Source organism: Novosphingobium barchaimii LL02, assembly GCF_001046635.1.
In the GTDB taxonomy this organism is placed as follows: domain Bacteria; phylum Pseudomonadota; class Alphaproteobacteria; order Sphingomonadales; family Sphingomonadaceae; genus Novosphingobium; species Novosphingobium barchaimii.
The window spans coordinates 325,435-339,371 of record NZ_KQ130455.1 but is presented as its reverse complement, the minus strand read 5'-3'; the positions used below and the strand labels follow the sequence as shown (position 1 = coordinate 339,371).

Here is a 13,937-nt window from a genome sequence, read left to right as displayed (position 1 = left end):
TCCGGTGCGGACCGGACAAGCCGCAAATCAGGGATGCGTGGATGAACGTGAGGGTGTGCCCTCAGGGAATAGGGCAAGAGTGCGAACCCGCCCCCTCACCCCCACGCACCGCAGGGTCGAGCTGGAAGTCCCACGAGGTCACGCCCCTTACCAGCCGTTCGCAGATAAAAGGCAGGGCCCAGCACTAGTCGCCTGATGCTGGCGACCAAACCCAGCGCCGGCCGCAGCCCGTCCGCTGAATTTCCCTGGCGTTACCCCGCGCTCGCCGGCGGGCGATGACCCGTGCCTGTTACGGCACCCTTGCGTCCAGTTCCGCCAGCCACACCGCCGCGCTGGCATCGGACGGGGCGCGCCAGTCGCCGCGCGGGGACAGCGCGCCGCCCGAGGATACCTTCGGGCCGTTGGGAATCGCGGAACGCTTGAACTGGCTGAAGGCGAAGAAGCGCCGCAGGAACTTCTCCAGCCACGAGCGGATCGTCGCCAGATCGTATTCGTTCTTCTTGCCTTCCGGGAAACCGGCGGGCCACACGCCCACCCCGGCCTCGCGCCAGGCATGCCAGGCGAGGAAAGCCACCTTCGACGGCTTCTGCCCGAAGCGCATCACATGGTGCAGGAAGAAGTCGTTCAGCTCGTAAGGGCCGATCTTCGCCTCGGTGCTCTGGATCGCGCCGTCCGCGCCCGCGGGCACCAGTTCGGGCGAGATTTCCGTGGCCAGGATCGCCAGCAGGATCTCCTCGGTCGAGGCGTTGAACCGGTCGCCGCGCGCGCACCAGCCGATCAGGTACTGGATCAGCGTCTTGGGCACGCCGGCGTTGACGGCGTAGTGGCTCATGTGATCGCCGACGCCGTAAGTGCACCAGCCCAGCGCCAGTTCCGAAAGGTCGCCGGTGCCGACCACGAAGCCCGAATGCTGGCTGGCAAGGCGGAACAGGTAATCGGTGCGCAGACCCGCCTGGACGTTCTCGAAGGTCACGTCGTAGACCGGCTTGCCGTCCGCGAAGTCGTGGCCGATGTCGTTCAGCATCGTCGTGGCGGCGGGGCGGATGTCGATCTCCTCCGCCGTGATGCCGACCGCGTTCATCAGCTTCCATGCGTTGGATTTCGTGCCGTCGCTGGTGCCGAAGCCGGGCATCGTATAGCCCCGGATCGTCGTTCGCGGCAGACCCAGCCGGTCGCAGGCGTGCGCGGCGACGATCAGGGCGTGAGTCGAATCGAGCCCGCCCGATATGCCGATCACCAGCGACCTGGCGCCTGTCGATTCGATGCGCCGCATCAGGCCATCGACCTGGATGTTGAACGCCTCGTAGCAGTCCGCATCCAGCTTGTCGGCGCGGGCGGGTACGAAGGGGAAGCGGCCGACGGGGCGGGTCAGGCCGATATCGCCGCCCGCCGGGGCATGGCGGAACGGCACCGTGCGGAAGGTTTCCTCCGGCAGCCCGGCCAGTTCGGCGGCGTCGTTGAAGGTGGGCACCCGCACCCGGTCCATGACGATCCGGTCGCAATCGACATCGGCCACGCACAGCTGCGGGTCGAGCGAGAAACGCTCCGATTCGGCCAGCAGGTCGCCCAGTTCGTAGATGACGCCCTGCCCGTCCCATGCAAGGTCGGTGGTGCTCTCGCCGTGCCCGGCGGCGCAGTAGACATAAGCGGACACCGCGCGGGCCGACTGCGCGCGGCAGAGCATGTGGCGCTCGTCTGATTTGCCGATCACGATGTTGGAGGCCGACAGGTTGCACAGGATCGTCGCCCCGGCCATCGCGCCAAGCGACGAGGGCGGCGTGGGGGCCCAGAAATCCTCGCAGATCTCGGCGAAGAAGCGGAAGTTGGGCAGGACCTGGCTGGCGAAGACCAGGTCGACGCCGAACGGCACTTCCTGCCCGTTCACGGTGATGGTGCTGCCGCGAATCGCCTTGCCGCTGGCGAACCAGCGCTTTTCATAGAACTCGCGGTAGTTGGGCAGGTAGGATTTGGGCACAGCGCCCAGCAGCCGCCCTCCGGCGATGGCCAGCGCGCAGTTATACAGCCGCCCTTTTCGCATCAGCGCGGCGCCGACCAGCAGCACCGGCGAAAGATCGGCGCTGGCCTTGACCACATCGGCGATGGCCGCCTCCACCGCCTCGATCATCGCGGACTGCAAATGCAGGTCGTCGATCGCGTAGGAAGACAGGCACAGCTCGGGGAAGACCAGCAGGTCGACATGGGCATCGTGCGCCCGCCGCGCCTCGGCCAGCACCGCATCGCGGTTGAACGCGACATCGGCCGGGCGCACGCGCGGGGTTGAGGTGGCGACGCGCACGAAGCCGTGCTCGTGCATCGCATAAAACGGGTGGCTGCGATCTGCGGTCATGGGCAATTCCCTGACAGGAAGCCCCACCCCTTGCAACATCGCCTTGCAATGTTCCCCTTGCCCTCGCAGCCGCTCGCCTTAAATGCCAAAGCCATGCGCAGCCTCGACGATATCCGCGAAGAGTATGAATTCCTCGATGGCGACGAACGCTATCGCCTCCTCATCGAACTGGGGCGCGAACTGGACGACATGCCCGATGCCCTCAAGACCGACGCCACCAAAGTGCGCGGCTGCTCGGCCAGCGTGTGGGTCTATCCCGCCGCGCGCGATGACGGCACCCTGCACTTTCTGGCGGACAGCAACGCCGGCATCACCAAAGGCATCGTCGCCTTGGTGATCGCCGCCGTGCAGGACAAGCCCGCCGCCGCCGTGGCCGCAACCGACATCACCGAGGCGCTTGGGCCCTTCGACCTGAAGAACCAGCTGTCCTCCAACCGTACCCAGGGCATACCCAACATGATCGCGCTTATCCGGGAAACCGCCGCGCGCTATGCATAAGGCCGCCCATGCACCGCGCTAGGCGCGCGTTCTGGATAATCGGCGGGGTGATCCTGGTGGGCATCGGTACGCTGGGCATCTTCGTGCCCCTGCTGCCTACGACGATCTTCTACATCCTCGCCGCCGCATGCTTTTCAAAAAGCCACCCGGAATGGGCGGAACGGCTCTACCAGCACCCGAAATATGGCCACCACCTTCGCGAATGGCGCGACCGCAAGGCCATCAGCCGCAAGGGCAAGATCGCCGCGATCCTGACGATGAGCCTGAGCGTGGTCGCGGTGTGGTTCACCGCCGGGGGCTGGTGGACGCTGATCCCGCTGGCGGTGCTGGCGACGATCGGAACCTGGATCTGGACCCGGGCGGAGTAACGCGGCTCCAGCCGCGATGATCGCCTAGCGTTCGTCCACCGCCTCGCGCAGCACGGCGATGCCGCGTTCCCGCTGCTCACGCAGTTCGCGCTTCAGGCTGGCGGGATCGCGGGCGACCACGAAACCGAAGCTGACGCCGCCTTCCTTGCCGATCGTCGCATGGTGCAGCTTATGCGCCTGGACCAGCCGCTTGGCGTAGCCGCGCTTGGGCACCCACCTGAAGTAGCGCTGATGCACCAGCCCGTCGTGAACCAGCGTATAGATGACGCCGTAGATCAGCACGCCCAGCCCGACCCACGTCCCCGGCTCCCAGGCATGGACACCCATCACCAGCGGCGAGCCCAGCGCGAACATGCCGATGCTGATCGCCGCGCCGAACAGGGCGAACAGGTCGTTCTTTTCCAGCAGGTTGCCGTGGGGTTCGTGATGATCGCGGTGCCAGGCCCAGCCGAACCCGTGCATGATGTACTTGTGGCTCGACCACGCGACAAACTCCATCGCGGCGACGGAGGCAAGGACGGTCAGGATCACGGCGGCAAGGGACATGCGCCGCCTTATAGCGGGAAGCACTGGCTGGCAAAACCCTCGTGACTGACTCGGGGCTTCGACAAGCTCAGCCTGAGCGGAATTTAAAGCGGATCCTTCAATCCGCGCAGGCTGCGCTTGTCGAAGCCCTCACCACCGAACCCGCACCTTGCGACACTCTCTTACAATCGCAGACTTTTTTGCGACGGGTCATATCTCTGGCGTTCACCTTCGCGGCCCTAAACCTGAATGCATCGGAAGCGAGGTCATCCACCTCCTCCACCCCAAGGTTTCAAGAAGGAGTGCCACCCATGCGCAAGTTCACCAAGCTCGTCGCCCCCGCCCTCGTCGCCGTCCTCGGTTTTTCGGCCGCCGTGCCGACCATCGCCGAAGCCGCCCCGCGCCACGAGGCCGCCTACAAGACGCCGGTTCGCAACGCCAACATCCGCGCCGACATCTCCGGCCTGCGCGCGCAGATCGACCGCGCCGCAGCGCGCCGCACGATCTCGCAGCGTGAAGCGACCGGCCTGCGCCGCGATGCCGCCGACGTCCAGCGCCTCTACAGCAGCTATGCCCGAGGCGGCCTCAGCGCGCAGGAGACCCGCATTCTCCAGAACCGCGTCAACAAGGTCTACACCGCCCTTCACATGGAGCGCCGCGACTATGACGGCCGCCGCGGCTGATCGCGCCGGGCTGCGGGCGCCCTGGACGGCTTGATCCACTCAAGCCGAAACCGGGGCAGCCTTTTCCGCCGGCCTTGGTTGTAAACCAGCAACAATCGTAATTCTCACAGGAGATACCCCCATGGGCAAGTTCACCAAGATCATCGCGCCGGCCCTCGCCGTCCTGCTGGGTGCCGCCACACTGGCCCCGTCCATCGCCGAGGCCGCCCCGCGCCACCACGATCAGCGCGGTCACCACGACCAGCGCGCGCGCTATCACAGGCCGGTGCATCACGTCCGCCACACCCCGCCGCGTTACGTGAAGCATCATCGCCGCGCCGCCCCGCATCATGTGGTTCGCCACCGCGCCGCGGCTTACGATCGCCATCACCGCTGATCGAGCGGGTTAGCCCCCAACCGTAACGATTCGCCAGATTCCAACACGACCAGCGCGCCCGGCACCACGTCCGGGCGCGTTTCGCGTGGCGGATAGCGCGCGTCTTTCAAGCAACGATACATCGCAAGGCAGCTTCTGTTTGAACGAAAATTTCGCCAAACGGTGTAATCGAATCGCCCTGCCCCTTGAATTTCGCGGGTTCCGGGCCTAATCGCGCCTCATCATGACAAACACTCCGCGCACCCTTTACCAGAAGATCTGGGACGCCCACGTCGTCGATACACGCGACGACGGCACCTGCCTCATCTACATCGACCGGCATATCGTCCACGAAGTGACGAGCCCGCAGGCTTTTGAAAGCCTTCGCGCCGCCGGCCGCCCGGTGCGCCGTCCCGATCTTACGCTTGCCGTGCCGGACCACAATCTGCCCACCACCGCGCGCCGCGATGCGAACGGCAACCGCATCCCCATCGCCGACCTGCAGAGCGCGCAGCAGCTCGACCTGCTGGAAAAGAACGCCCCCGCCTTCGGCATCCGCTACATCGGCGATGCCGACCGCGAACAGGGCATCGTCCACGTCGTCGGCCCGGAACAGGGCTTCTCCCTGCCCGGCGCCACGATCGTGTGCGGTGACAGCCACACCGCCTGCAACGGCGGACTGGGCGCGCTGGCCTTCGGCATCGGCACCAGCGAGGTGGAGCATGTGCTCGCCACGCAGACCCTGCTGCTCAAGCAGTCGAAGACCTTCGAGGTCCGGGTCGAGGGTACGCTGGGCGCCGGCGTCACTCCCAAGGACGTGATCCTGCACATCATCGGCCTGATCGGCACTGCCGGCGGCACCGGTTACGTCATCGAATATACCGGCAACGTCTTTCGCGAGATGTCGGTCGAAGGGCGCCTGACGGTGTCCAACATGTCGATCGAGGGCGGCGCCCGCGCTGGCCTCGTCGCGCCTGACGATATCACTTTCGACTACGTCAAAGGCCGTCCCTACGCCCCCAAGGGCGAGGAATGGGACAAGGCCGTGGCCTGGTGGAAGAGCCTGGCCACCGATGAAGGCGCGACTTACGACAAGTCCGTGTTCATCCGCGCCGAGGACATCCAGCCCACCATCACCTGGGGCACCAGCCCGGAAGACACATCCGCCATCGGCGGCGTGGTTCCGGCGCCGGAAGACTTCGCCGATGCCTCCAAGCGCGACGCGGTGAAGCACAGCCTTGAATACATGGGCCTGACCCCCGGCATGAAGCTGACCGAAGTGGAAGTGCAGAACGTCTTCATCGGCAGCTGCACCAACAGCCGCATCGAGGACATCCGCGCCGCTGCCGAAGTGCTCAAGGGCCGGCACAAGGCCGATAACGTCAAGTGGGCGATCGTCGTCCCCGGCTCGGGCCTGGTCAAGGAACAGGCCGAGGCGGAAGGGCTGGACAAGATCATCATCGACGCCGGACTGGAATGGCGCGAACCGGGCTGCTCGGCCTGCCTTGCCATGAACCCGGACAAGGTTCCGCCCGGAGAGCGCTGTGCGTCCACCAGCAACCGCAACTTCACCGGCCGTCAGGGTCCGGGTGCCCGCACCCACCTGATGAGCCCCGCGATGGCCGCCGCCGCTGCCGTCACCGGCAAGCTGACCGACGTGCGCGACCTCGCACCGGCAAACTGATAGGATAAACGCCATGTCCGACAACAACGACAACTCGCTCGCCGGCCGCGCCGCCCTTGCCGCCGGTGCCGCCATCGGTTCGGCCGCCATCGCTGCCGCGCTGCTCTTCGTGAAGCGCCGCAACGACCGTAAAAAGGTCGACGGCAAGCCCGGCGCGACCAATACCGCGCCGCACTTCCCGAACGAGACCGATTGATGCAGGCGATCAACCACGTCGCCGGCAAGGCGATCCCGTTCGGCCGCAAGAACGTCGACACCGACGTCATCATCCCCGCCCACTGGCTCAAGACCGTCACCCGTGACGGCCTGGGCCAGGGCGCGTTCGAAGCGGTGAAGAAGGAAGACGGCAACGTCTTCACTGACGATCGCTGGGCCGGCGCGCCGATCCTCATCGCGGGCGACAACTTCGGCTGCGGCTCCAGCCGCGAACACGCCGCATGGGCGCTGCTCGACATGGGCATCACCTGCGTGATCGCGCCAAGCTTCTCGGACATCTTCTCGGGCAATGCGTTCAAGAACGGCATCCTGACCGTGGCACTGCCGCAGGCTGCGATCGACCGCCTGATGGAAGTGGCGCAGGACCAGCCCATCGACATCGACCTCGATACGCAGACCGTCACCACGCAGTTCCAGGACCGCTTCACCTTCGACGTCGACCCCTTTCGCAAGCACTGCCTGCTGAACGGTCTGGACGAAGTGGGCCTGACGATGGCTCAGGGCGACGCGATCTCGGCTTACGAGAACAAGGCGCGCGAAGGCCTCCCGTTCCTGGCGAATACCCTGAGCATCGCTGCCTGATCTATAGCCGGGAGCCGGGCACCGCGCCCGTCTCCCGGCTCGTATGGGTCAGGGCTTGACCACGACCTTGCCGTCCAGAACCGCGATCGGATCGGCGGCGACTTGGGGATAGAATTCCTCCAGCATCGCCAGCCAGTCCGCCGGAAGATCGGCGAAACGCGCCACTTTACCGCCATTGCCGAACAGGTTCTGGGTGCCCGCACGGTCCCCCATGTTCAGCCATGCCTGCCAGCTTCGCACATCGTTGGACTGTACCCGCGACAGTACGTTCGTGGTCGCCGAATCCAGCACCTGCGCGCGCGATGCCGTGATCGTGCTGACCTCGTTGAGATAGGATACCCCGCCGTCCGGCGCCGTCACCTTGGCGTGCGACCGGTCGCGGATCGCGATCTCGTCGCGCCCCAGCATCAGCGGCGTAGCGCCGAAGTGAACATGCTCATAGCGCGGCGCGCCGGGGACGTCGGGGATGTGAACCTCATTGTCCGGCCCTACCTTGACATGGGTGGGCACCGGTCCCCTGCCGCCCACGCGCACCGTCTCGCCGGTCAGCGGATTGCGCATGTTAGTCAGGCGCTTGCCCGTGTTCACATCGACGCGGAAGCTGATCTCCAGGTCGATGAGGTCGAAACCGCCGTCGGGATTGAGGGTGACGCGCTGGATCGACCCCAGGTTGATCGCGTAAAGCGGGATCAGGTCCCCGCCGATCGCGGCCATGTACGGACCCTTGATCCACGAATAGATCAGGCCATCGTCGGTGCGGTAGCGCAGCTTGCGATATATCTGCACGGCGTCGGCGGGATTGGCCGGGTCCAGCGTGCGGCGCCCCGCCTTCGCCGACACTCCCGGCGCTACGGCGACCGATGCCGCCAGTCCCAGTCCCAGCTTCAGGGCATCGCGGCGATCGGGCCGGATCATATCCGGCAGGCGTGGCAAGCTAGGCATCCAAGTCCCCCTATTGTGTCGGGCACTATCCATTCTTAATCACTGCCAAGCGCCATCTATCACCCGGCGCCTATCCACCGGTCGGACACCATCGCGCCGAGCGCCGCTTTTGCCGCTGTTTCATCCCCGAGCCGCTTCCTGACGAATCGGGATTGAACCCGAACTCTCCCCGCCCTATCGGCTAAGGTCAAAGCAGCGCGCCCTGCATATGCAAGGCGCTATCATTCGAGGTTGTCCGATGACCAGTTTCCAGGATCGCGAACGCGCCGAAGAAGCCAAGTTCGCGCACGACGCCGATACCGCGTTCCGCATCCAGGCCCGCCGCAACCGCCTCCTCGGCGAATGGGCGGCCGAGCGCATGAAGCTTTCGCCTGCCGAAACCGACGCCTATGCCAAGGCCGTAGTCCAGGCTGATTTCGAGGAAGCCGGCGACGAGGACGTGATCCGCAAGCTGCTGGGCGACATCACCGCCGCCGGCGTCGACACCAGCGAAGGCGAAATCCGCGCTGCGCTGGAGGCCAAGCAGGTCGAAGCCCGCCGCGCGTTTCTGGGCTAAGGAATTTTACGATGGCAATGTCTTCCGAAGAAATCGAAACCCTCATCCGCGCCGCGCTGCCCGATGCGGAGGTGACGATCACCGATCTCGCTGGCGACGGCGACCACTATTCCGCGCATGTCGTGTCCTCCGCATTTGCCGGCAAGCCCCGCGTCGCCCAGCACAAGCTGGTCTATGAGGCGCTGGGCGGGCGGATGGGCGGCGTGCTCCATGCCTTGCAACTGACCACCGCCGTCCCCAACTGACGCCTGGTACACACTAAGGGTTCCATCGAAATGTCCGACGTCAACGCCCGCATCGGCGAAATCGTAAACAGCAACGACATCGTCCTGTTCATGAAGGGAACGCCGCTGTTCCCGCAGTGCGGTTTTTCCAGCCGCGCTATTGCGATCCTCGAGCATCTCGCGGTCCCTTACGAGACCGTGGACGTGCTGCAGGACATGGAAATCCGCCAGGGCATCAAGGGCTTCTCCGAGTGGCCGACGATCCCGCAGCTCTACATCAAGGGCGAATTCGTGGGCGGCAGCGACATCATGATGGAGATGTACGAGGCCGGCGAACTGCACCAGCTCATCACCGAATCCGGGATCGCCGCGCAGGGCTGATCTGCTTGGTATCGCCGAATACTGGAAGGCCCGGGTGGAAACGCCCGGGCTTTCTTGCGTCCGGGCGACCATCTCCTTCGCCGTGATGACGCGGCAAACAGCAGCCCATTTCCACGGCGGCTAGGCGTTCCGGCGATGTAAGGAAGTGAAGCTTCTCGGGGAGGCGGGGCCGTGAGACTGATCGGCCCCGCCTCTATCGAGACTGCTTCTCGGGGTACTCAACTATAAGCACAAGCCGTGCCAGTTTCAATAATCGGCGCAAATTGGCCATTCCCTGACCGGCGTCCCTCCTGTGACTACAGTGAAGTGTAAACCAGGCCGACACATGTTCCCGCCAGAGCGAAGCAGTTTCCCCTTGATGCCCGCCCTTTCGCGGGCGACAGCCGGTACATGTCCAGCACGCCTTCCGACCAGCCGATCCCAGCAGAGGGGCCCGCCGTCGTCCCCGCCGCAACCGTGGTGATCTTCCGCCATTCCGCCACCGGCGGCGCTCCAGAGGTGCTGATGGTCCAGCGCGCGAAAGAGATGCGCTTTGCCGGCGGAGCAGCGGTGTTCCCCGGCGGCCGTGTCGACCCTGCGGACCGTGAACTCGCCCGCCGCCTGCTGCCGAACGAAGCCGAGGAAATCGCTGCCGCCCGCATCGCCGCGATCCGCGAGACACTGGAGGAGACCGGCCTGATGATCGCCGCCCGCCAGCCCGTTGGCGCGCAGGAAGCGGCACAGGCGCGCGCGCTGCTGCTGGAGGACGGCCGCCTCGACACCGTACTGGCGCGCTTCGGCTGGGAACTGGAACCGGCCGCCCTCACCTTCTTCGCACACTGGTGCCCGTTATCGGACAAAGCCTTCGACACCCGCTTCTTCGTCATGGACCTTGGCACGGGCGCGGTCGACATCACCGTCGATGCCACCGAAAACACCCGCCTGTTCTGGGCCAGCGCCGCCGAGGCGCTGGATATGGCCGACAGCGGCGACATCTCCGTGATCTTTCCGACCCGGCGCAATCTGGAGCGGCTGGCTCAATACGCCAGTCACGCCGAGGCGCTGGCCGATATCGCAGCACATCCGGTCGCCCGGATTCACCCCGGCATCGAGGAGCGCGAAGACGGGCAATGGCTCGTCATTGCGGAAGGCCATGGTTATCCGGTGCTGGGTCAACCCAGGGCAACGGCGCTGCGCGGCTAGACCCCTCGTTGCGGCTTGACGCGCGCAGTACGCCCGGTTGTTGCGCTACTTCACTTGCGGCCAGCACTCTTTGCAGGAAGCAGCGCGCTCCACCGGGCATCCAGCTTTGCCTGGCCGCTGGCGCGCTTCACCCGCGACACCAGCGATACACCGCGCAGGGTGACACTGTGACCGCCGAGCCAACGGCCCGAAATGCTGTAACCGACATCGTAGAGCGCAACATCTTCATGCGATTCGCCCGCCACCAGAAAGCGCGTGGTGACAAGCACCGGCAGCCGCTCGTCGCCGCGGCTTTCATCGGGCAACCGGGCCGCATCGCGTGCCTGCTTGAGTGCACGTTCGAACCATGCCGCCTCAATTCGAGGCTCTCCCGTGGTTTGCGCGGGCGGCACGTCCAATGCGCTGGGGAAGGATACCTCCTGGCTCTGCACGGATTGTTCGGCCGCGGCAGGCCTCAGGATCAGTTCCCGATCCCCGGACCCTGTCGCCATAAGCACCAGCGTCGCCGCGCGGGTGGAAGCCTGCTGCGCTTCTGCGGTCTTCAACGCCTCGCTGTCGCTTCGCTGGCTCCAGTTATTCCACAAGGTCAGACCGGAAATAACGACGGCAATCACCGCCAGCACTTCGCCGAGCGTGACCCAGCGGCGCCGGATGGCGGCAGCCTCGGCAGCGCGGACATCGGCCTTCGCTTCGGCCCTGGCCTGGGCTTTGGTTTCGAATTCGGGGGAGCTATCGTTCACGAAAGGGCGTTCCATCACCTGCGGCGTTGACCGTCAAGGATTAGAGCGGGTTGACCGGAAGTGGAAGCATCATCACACGCTCGCGCGCGCCCTTGAACCATTCAGGCTTGCTGCGGAACCGCATGCGTCAAGGCAAGATGATCGAGCACCGGACCGTAGATCGGCCTGTCGAATTCGACTCCGGCGAGATCCGCGCTGACCCAGCGCACCACGCCGGGCATTCCCTCCAGCCCTTTGGGGCGGATGATCAGCCGGGAGCCGACCCGGAAATAAAGACCGCGCATGCGCAGGCAGCAGCCTTCGGTGGAGATGTCGGAAATCTCGCCGTCATCGCGCAGGCCGCTTTGCGTGCGGCACTGGACAGGCAGCGCCACGAAGCGTCGCTGCGAACGTCGAGGGAGGATGCGGCGGGTCATAAAGCGATGTATAGGCCGATTTTGTGTAACATCGCTTAACCGCGCCGCATATTCCGCAGATCAGGCCGCTGCGGGCTTGCGCGCGAAGATACCGAACCCGGCAATCACCGCATAACACAGCGCCGGAAGCACGAGCGCGATACCCAGGTTCCCGCCCGTGGCATCGGCCAGCGCTCCGGTTGCCAGCGGCACGATCGCACCGCCGCAGATTGCGACGTTGATGATACCCGAACCATCCGCGGCGCGCGTGCCCAGCTTTTCGCAGGCAAGGCTGAAGATCGTCGGGAACATGATTGAGTTCATCAGGCCCACCGCCAGCAGCGCATAGCCCGAGACATGGCCCGTAGTAGTCACCGAAACCGCGATCAGCGCGATCGCCGCGCAGGTATTGAATACCAGCACCAGCCCGGGGTTCAGCACCCGCAACAAGGCCGAACCGATGAACCGGCCGATCATCGCCCCGCCCCAGTACACACCGATCAGCTTGCCGGCAGACTGCTCGGGCAGCGCCATGACCTGATCCTGCATGAGATAGCTGACCACCAGCGAACCGATCGAGACTTCCGCGCCGACGTAAAGGAAGATGCACAGCGCGCCGTAACCGAAACGCGCGCGCTTGAGCAGGTCAAGCCCGGCAAAGCCGGCGCCGCCACCGGCGCTGTCGTCATGCTGTTCGCGCGGGAGGCGATTGCGGAACATCCACACCGCCGCCGCGACGAGCGCAAGGGCGACCGCGATGCCGAGGTAGCCGTGGACGATGGCTTGGCTCTCGGCGCTGCGATAGGCGTTCAGCGCCGGACCAGTCAGTTCCTTGGCCGAAACGGAGGCAAGGCTGCCAAGGATCAGCACGGAACCGGCAATCGGGAAGATGGTGGTGCCCAGCGAGTTGAAGGCCTGCGCGAAAGTAAGGCGCGAACTGGTCGTCTCGGGCTTGCCCAGCAGGCTGATAAGCGGATTGGAGACGACCTGCACGATCACCACGCCCGCCGCCAGCACGAAGTAGGCGGCCAGGAACAGCCAGTAGGTCGCCGTCTGCGAGGCCGGGATGAAGGCCAGACAGCCCAGGATCATGATCCCAAGTCCTGCGGCCGCACCGCGCATGTAGCCGACCTTGCGGACAAGCATCGCGCCGGGAATGCCGATCACGGCATAGGCGGTGAAGAAGCAGAACTGCACCAGCATCGCCTCGGTGTAGCTCAGCGTGAACAGTTCCTTGAGCTTCGGGATGATCACATCGTTGAGGCTGGTGATGCCGCCGAAGATGAAGAACAGCGCCATCACGAAATAGCGCAGTTCCGGCGCGTCGACATGCCCGCCGGGCACTTCGTCGCCGAATTCCGAGGGAGATTTGCTACCGGTATCCATCATCACGGCCATTGCCGTTTTCTCCCGAAAGGCCGGACCTGCACGGCGCGGCATGGCAAGACGCGGGTCTTTGCGCACTTTTGCTGCGCAGGGCAAGCGGTTGCAGCCCCCGAAAGTGCGCATCGCGGGACGGAGGCGACCGTTCTGGCAAACTTCGCGACAGCTGTGCAGAAACCAAGGAGTTTTAATGCAACGCAGCAAAGTGCATTGCGCTGAAGCGCCAAGTCCAGCAAATGGGCACCAGCGCAGGCCTGCTCGATAGCGGCGGCTTGTGCACCAGACATCGCAAAGGAATACCTATGAAGAAGATTGCTCTCGCCGCGTTCGCCTCGGCTGCTGTTCTGGCTCTCTCGGCTTGCGGCGGCGAGCCTGCTCCTGCGGCAACCGAAACCGCCACCGGCGCTTCGGACGACGTAGTGGTTGGCGATGCCACCGACGCGCCGACCGAGGCTGCTTCGGAAGCAATGTAATCTTCGTCGGGACCCGGTCCGCGCCCAAGGCCGGACCGGGTCCTGCGACTTTTCGGCGCCGCTGCGCCGAATTGCGGGCCGAAACAGCCCGCCGTTCGAAGCAAATTCGAACCACTCCCCCAAAAACATCGCCAGCGTTGAGCCCGATTTCGAGCCCCTAGGGTTCGCAAGGCCAAACACACGCCGCAGATTGTGCGAGGATCGCCAGGCGTGCGAACGCCCGTGCCAGCGGTTGCCGCTGCAAAAAATTGGCGCGCCCGACAGGGTTCGAACCTGTGACCCCAAGCTTAGAAGGCTCGTGCTCTATCCAGCTGAGCTACGGGCGCGCGCGAGTTCCCCATAGCGCGGAAGCGCGGCTTGGCAAACCGGGACACTGACGCAAACTTGTGCTTTGCGCGGCCGA

The 13,937-nt window shown here is 65.1% G+C and carries 18 protein-coding genes and 1 tRNA gene; 12 read left to right on the top strand and 7 right to left on the bottom strand.

Going from position 1 to position 13,937, the window contains the following annotated elements; translation table 11 throughout:
• Nucleotides 1-289 precede the first annotated feature (289 nt).
• Nucleotides 290-2,347: an NAD(+) synthase gene (locus V474_RS16055; protein ID WP_059152446.1), complete on the bottom strand. Its 2,058-nt coding sequence runs from the start codon at nt 2,345-2,347 to the stop codon at nt 290-292.
• 93 nt (nt 2,348-2,440) lie between these two features.
• On the opposite strand from V474_RS16055, the gene V474_RS16050 reads away from it, so the two are divergent.
• Nucleotides 2,441-2,845: a SufE family protein gene (locus V474_RS16050; RefSeq protein ID WP_059152587.1), complete on the top strand. Its 405-nt coding sequence runs from the start codon at nt 2,441-2,443 to the stop codon at nt 2,843-2,845.
• A gap of 8 nt (nt 2,846-2,853) precedes the next feature.
• A complete protein-coding gene (locus V474_RS16045) occupies nt 2,854-3,213 on the top strand; it encodes a YbaN family protein (RefSeq protein WP_059152445.1) in 360 nt (119 codons plus the stop codon).
• A gap of 24 nt (nt 3,214-3,237) precedes the next feature.
• On the opposite strand, the gene V474_RS16040 is transcribed toward V474_RS16045, so the two are convergent.
• Entirely contained in the window at nt 3,238-3,759 is a 522-nt protein-coding gene (locus V474_RS16040; RefSeq protein WP_059152444.1) for a sterol desaturase family protein, read from the bottom strand.
• 290 nt (nt 3,760-4,049) lie between these two features.
• On the opposite strand from V474_RS16040, the gene V474_RS16035 reads away from it, so the two are divergent.
• From V474_RS16035 to leuD, 5 genes are all read left to right on the top strand, one after another.
• On the top strand, nt 4,050-4,421 hold the full coding sequence (locus tag V474_RS16035; RefSeq protein WP_059152443.1) for a hypothetical protein: 372 nt from the start codon (nt 4,050-4,052) through the stop codon (nt 4,419-4,421).
• A 121-nt stretch (nt 4,422-4,542) separates the two neighbouring features.
• On the top strand, nt 4,543-4,797 hold the full coding sequence (locus V474_RS16030) for a hypothetical protein (RefSeq protein ID WP_059152442.1): 255 nt from the start codon (nt 4,543-4,545) through the stop codon (nt 4,795-4,797).
• 223 nt (nt 4,798-5,020) lie between these two features.
• Nucleotides 5,021-6,460 carry a 3-isopropylmalate dehydratase large subunit gene (gene leuC, locus V474_RS16025; RefSeq protein WP_059152441.1) on the top strand — a complete coding sequence of 480 codons (1,440 nt, stop codon included), beginning with the start codon at nt 5,021-5,023 and terminating at the stop codon, nt 6,458-6,460.
• A gap of 13 nt (nt 6,461-6,473) precedes the next feature.
• Nucleotides 6,474-6,656, top strand: a complete 183-nt coding sequence (locus tag V474_RS16020; RefSeq protein WP_043972065.1) for a hypothetical protein — start codon at nt 6,474-6,476, stop codon at nt 6,654-6,656.
• On the top strand, nt 6,656-7,258 hold the full coding sequence (leuD, locus tag V474_RS16015) for a 3-isopropylmalate dehydratase small subunit (RefSeq protein ID WP_059152440.1): 603 nt from the start codon (nt 6,656-6,658) through the stop codon (nt 7,256-7,258). Before V474_RS16020 ends, leuD begins: the two co-directional genes overlap by 1 nt.
• 48 nt (nt 7,259-7,306) lie before the next feature.
• Here leuD and V474_RS16010 read toward each other — a convergent pair whose 3' ends face one another.
• Nucleotides 7,307-8,173, bottom strand: coding sequence for a DUF1838 family protein (locus V474_RS16010; protein WP_148649419.1), 867 nt, complete (start codon nt 8,171-8,173; stop codon nt 7,307-7,309).
• 265 nt (nt 8,174-8,438) lie between these two features.
• Between V474_RS16010 and V474_RS16005 the strand changes: the two genes are divergently transcribed.
• The 4 genes from V474_RS16005 (at nt 8,439) to V474_RS15990 (ending at nt 10,543) form a co-directional block, all read left to right on the top strand.
• Entirely contained in the window at nt 8,439-8,756 is a 318-nt protein-coding gene (locus V474_RS16005; protein ID WP_043972070.1) for a DUF1476 domain-containing protein, read from the top strand.
• Between the two features lie 11 nt (nt 8,757-8,767).
• Nucleotides 8,768-9,001 carry a BolA family protein gene (locus V474_RS16000; protein WP_059152439.1) on the top strand — a complete coding sequence of 78 codons (234 nt, stop codon included), beginning with the start codon at nt 8,768-8,770 and terminating at the stop codon, nt 8,999-9,001.
• Nucleotides 9,002-9,031: 30 nt separating this feature from the next.
• Complete coding sequence (grxD, locus tag V474_RS15995) at nt 9,032-9,361, top strand: Grx4 family monothiol glutaredoxin (protein WP_059152438.1); 330 nt, start codon at nt 9,032-9,034, stop codon at nt 9,359-9,361.
• A gap of 390 nt (nt 9,362-9,751) precedes the next feature.
• The gene (locus V474_RS15990; protein ID WP_059152437.1) at nt 9,752-10,543 is read left to right on the top strand and encodes an NUDIX domain-containing protein; all 792 of its coding nucleotides are present in this window, start codon (nt 9,752-9,754) and stop codon (nt 10,541-10,543) included.
• 50 nt (nt 10,544-10,593) lie between these two features.
• Here V474_RS15990 and V474_RS15985 read toward each other — a convergent pair whose 3' ends face one another.
• From V474_RS15985 to V474_RS15975, 3 genes are all read right to left on the bottom strand, one after another.
• Entirely contained in the window at nt 10,594-11,283 is a 690-nt protein-coding gene (locus tag V474_RS15985; RefSeq protein WP_059152585.1) for a hypothetical protein, read from the bottom strand.
• Between the two features lie 101 nt (nt 11,284-11,384).
• Nucleotides 11,385-11,699, bottom strand: coding sequence for a PilZ domain-containing protein (locus tag V474_RS15980; RefSeq protein ID WP_059152436.1), 315 nt, complete (start codon nt 11,697-11,699; stop codon nt 11,385-11,387).
• A 60-nt stretch (nt 11,700-11,759) separates the two neighbouring features.
• Nucleotides 11,760-13,076 (bottom strand): sugar MFS transporter, encoded by a 1,317-nt coding sequence (locus tag V474_RS15975; protein ID WP_059152435.1) that lies wholly within the window; start codon nt 13,074-13,076, stop codon nt 11,760-11,762.
• Between the two features lie 287 nt (nt 13,077-13,363).
• On the opposite strand from V474_RS15975, the gene V474_RS26235 reads away from it, so the two are divergent.
• Nucleotides 13,364-13,534 carry a hypothetical protein gene (locus tag V474_RS26235; RefSeq protein ID WP_169795079.1) on the top strand — a complete coding sequence of 57 codons (171 nt, stop codon included), beginning with the start codon at nt 13,364-13,366 and terminating at the stop codon, nt 13,532-13,534.
• Between the two features lie 249 nt (nt 13,535-13,783).
• Here V474_RS26235 and V474_RS15970 read toward each other — a convergent pair.
• Nucleotides 13,784-13,860: transfer RNA gene (locus V474_RS15970), tRNA-Arg, on the bottom strand.
• Nucleotides 13,861-13,937: the final 77 nt, after the last annotated feature.